The organism is Parendozoicomonas sp. Alg238-R29 (genome assembly GCF_947331445.1).
Classification (GTDB): domain Bacteria; phylum Pseudomonadota; class Gammaproteobacteria; order Pseudomonadales; family Endozoicomonadaceae; genus Sansalvadorimonas.
Map to the genome: position 1 here is coordinate 1 of NZ_CAMZOG010000163.1, position 3,525 is coordinate 3,525.

The 3,525-nt window shown below is 45.7% G+C and carries 3 protein-coding genes; 2 read left to right on the plus strand and 1 reads right to left on the minus strand.

All coding sequences use genetic code 11. The features are described from left to right. Window positions 1-368: 368 nt before the first annotated feature. Together QMA35_RS21090 and QMA35_RS21095 are read left to right on the plus strand one after the other, a co-directional pair. A complete protein-coding gene (locus QMA35_RS21090; RefSeq protein WP_281649111.1) occupies window positions 369-980 on the plus strand; it encodes a M48 family metallopeptidase in 612 nt (203 codons plus the stop codon). Between the two features lie 80 nt (window positions 981-1,060). Beyond that, on the plus strand, window positions 1,061-2,317 hold the full coding sequence (locus QMA35_RS21095) for a multidrug effflux MFS transporter (protein WP_281649112.1): 1,257 nt from the start codon (window positions 1,061-1,063) through the stop codon (window positions 2,315-2,317). Window positions 2,318-2,342: 25 nt separating this feature from the next. On the opposite strand, the gene QMA35_RS21100 is transcribed toward QMA35_RS21095, so the two are convergent. Further along, window positions 2,343-3,239 (minus strand): lysine exporter LysO family protein, encoded by an 897-nt coding sequence (locus QMA35_RS21100; RefSeq protein ID WP_281649113.1) that lies wholly within the window; start codon window positions 3,237-3,239, stop codon window positions 2,343-2,345. Window positions 3,240-3,525: the final 286 nt, after the last annotated feature.

Below are 3,525 nucleotides of genomic sequence, written 5' to 3' on the forward strand. Positions count from 1 at the left end.
TCGACAGGAGGCTCAGAAATGATCAGCCAACCTGCGAAAGAGCCTTAAAAGGTAAGATTTAAAACGGCGTGGTCATTTGATGAATAAAGAGGGGGAAGTCCATTTGTGCATCCAGAGCCCAGCCGCTCTCCACTCCGACTGGGGTTATCACGATAAGATTTCGTACACATTCATAGCACAACCATAGCAAAACCATAGCACAACGCTTTCCCTAAGCGACAGTTGTCCACCTCAGATGGCGCTGCATTAAGGTTCGCCAGTGAAGTCAGGGAAGTAACGCAGCTCAAGCACGGTGCGCAGCCTTTCATAAGGCTTGGTATTTGTAGACAATAGTGATTTATGGCAAGTACAGATCCCGAAGGACAACTTTGACAGAACAACAGCTGAAATACCTTCAGGGGTACCCACCCCATATTCTGGAACAGGCAAATTCACTGATCACCCAACAGCGCCTGAAATCTTACCTGCTCAAAAAATATCCCAAACCCCACACGCTGGGCAATAATCGGGCACTGTATGACTTTACTTTGTATCTGAAAAACCAGTACCTGAAAAAATCCCAGCCCCTGAGCAAGGTGATTTACGACGACAAAATCAATGTAATGAAGCATGCTCTTGGGCTGCACACCATGATGTCACGGGTGCAGGGCAGGAAGCTGAAATCCAAGAATGAGATTCGCATTGCTTCAGTATTTAAAACAGCTCCCGAAAAGTTTCTGCGAATGATTGTGGTTCATGAGCTGGCTCACTTGAAGGAGAAAGAACACAACAAAGCCTTCTACCAGCTCTGTACCTATATGGAGCCAGATTATCATTATCTGGAACTGGATCTGCGGCTGTATCTCACATGTCTGGATTATGAAGGAGCTGTCTACCAGGGGGCGTTCTCACAGAGAAAGACCCAACCAAAGGTTTCTTCCGAGATGGCGAATCTATTTCTTAGTAAAAAACCATCGAAATCAAAAAACTCCTTTCTCTGACATTGTTTCGCAAGAATCATTTCCTTTACCCTGAGCGCTGGCAATCACAAGATTGCTGGTTCTAAGGAGATTTCCACACTTTGTCTAATAGCTCTTCTAATACAAAAAAACACCTATCCGATTGGGAGTTTATCGCCCTCACCGCTTTTATGATGTCTTTGGTGGCTTTATCTATCGATATGATGCTGCCAGCGCTTCCCATGATTGGTGCCGATCTTGACGTAGAAAACGACAATGATCGCCAAATGGTTATCTCTGCGTTCATGGCAGGTATGACTTTATGCCAGATTATTTATGGCCCCTGGTCCGATAAGGTGGGTAGAAAACCAGCAGTACTTACTGGTTCTATCATCTTTCTTGCGGGCAGCATGACCTGCCTGTTGGCGCAGGATTTTTTCACCATTCTGACCGGCCGTTTCCTTCAGGGGTGTGGCATAGCGGCCATGCGGATTCTATCGATAACAATTGTTCGTGACCTTTATGAAGGGCGAGCGATGGCGAGAATTATGTCCATGGTTATGTCCCTGTTTATTCTCGTGCCTTGTATTGCGCCAATGGCAGGGCAGATCACAATATCCCTGAGCCACTGGCGAACAATTTTTGTGATCCTGGCTCTGGCTGGCATGGTTGTAACAGGATGGTACTGGCTGCGACAGCGGGAAACGCTTTCTCCTTCTAAACGTCGACCGTTCAATATTTCCAGCTTTTATCAAGGTGTCCGTGAAACGTTCTCATACCGTGTCACTCTTGGTTATACATTAGCATCAGGGCTTATTGCTGGCTCTTTTACCAGTTACCTGCTCTCTTCCCAGCAAATATTTCAGGGTGTTTTTAACAGCGCAGACAAATTCGCACTCTACTTTGCCATGCTGGCCTTGGTTTATGGCGCAGCAAGTCTGTTGAATTCCAGGCTGGTGGTTCGTCTTGGTATGCACAGACTCAGCTATATTGCCATCAGTGGTTTTATTGTATTCAGCATCCTGTTACTGGGCTGTGTCCTCTGGTTTCGTGAAGAACTACCTCTGTCTTTATTTATTTTTTTGATGGCGGGATATTTCTTCTGCCTGAGCTTTTTATTCGGCAATATGAATGCCATTGCCATGCAACCCCTTGGTCATCTGGCGGGCACAGCATCATCGGTGATCAGTCTGGTCAATGGCGTAATTTCATTAACAATTGGGGTAAGCATTGGCCGTGCCTTTAATGGCACGGTTATCCCTTTTTCTATAGGCGCGGTTGTTTGTGGCCTTGCAACACTGCTAACAATGCGTTGGGCCGATGCTGAATCCCAGATAAAAGAAGAAAAACCACCATTACCATTGGATGAAGCAGCCTGACTTCAAACCTGTCTTTAAAAAATGATCAAGCCATAGATGTAAACAATGGTATGAGAATTGGCGCTGGGAAAGATAACAAAAAGCCGGAAACAATTGCCACGGGAGCTGTTTCCGGCCCGCCACTGCGCTGAATCACCGGTAGAGTGAAGTCCATAGATGTTGCCCCACCATAACCTATCGCGCTAGCAGGGCTGCGGGGCATCAGAATGGGAATAATCACCAAGGCAATCAGCTCTCGAGCAAGGTCAGACAAAAACGCGATAGAACCCATCACAGGGCCTAATTCCGAACCGACCAAAACACCAGATAAAGAATACCAGCCAACTCCAGAGGCCAGGGCTAATCCGTGAGGCACAGGCATATCAAACCACAAAGCGGTTCCAATCCCTGCCAGCAAAGAACTTATTAAGACAAGTGAAGCAATCACCAACCCTCGGGGGTTGATCAATATCTGGCGCAGATTCATACCACTGGCTCGCATCTGCACGCCAATAAGCAGTAGTAGCACCATAAGGATGCCCATGGTCAAAGTTTCCAGAAAGTGTACGGGAACATGAAAAAAGAGACCGACACCAAATCCAGCCAGCATGGCAAAGATCAGCTGTACAGATTCCTGCAACATTTTTAAAAGTTTAGTCTCTCCACGTCCATGACCCAGGTGCAGGGGTAAAAACCAATCAACTACAGGCAAAACAATCAGGTTGGCCAGAAGAGTCAAGCCAATCAACACCCCTACAACACTGACAATTCCCTTTATTTCCTGAGCCAGATTGTCCAGCCCTGCTACCTCCATTCCCATAATAAAGAGAATGGAGAAAATAATGACCAGCAGAGCTTTATCAATAGCTTTCAACCATTGAGAACTGGAGAGTTTAATGAAATACCCCAAAAACAAGGGTAAAAGAATAATCAGCGAATCCAAGTAACCTCCGAAAAAGCAAGGGGCTATCTACTGCCATTAAAGAAAACAGTAATATTTATTAGGGTGTATTAACAATTAAGCATGCGACTCAGTGGCTCTGAAAACCGCTGGGTCGTATGCTTAATTGAGAACACACCCTAAGTTATAAGCAGGAAAAAGAATACGAATAAAACCGTATCTTAACAATGACAATAGCCTTTAAATGTAGAAGTGTGATTACCGAGGGAAACTGACGGGCTAATTACCAAGGGACTTTGTCGTTCCAGCATAACAGCCCGTTCCTATC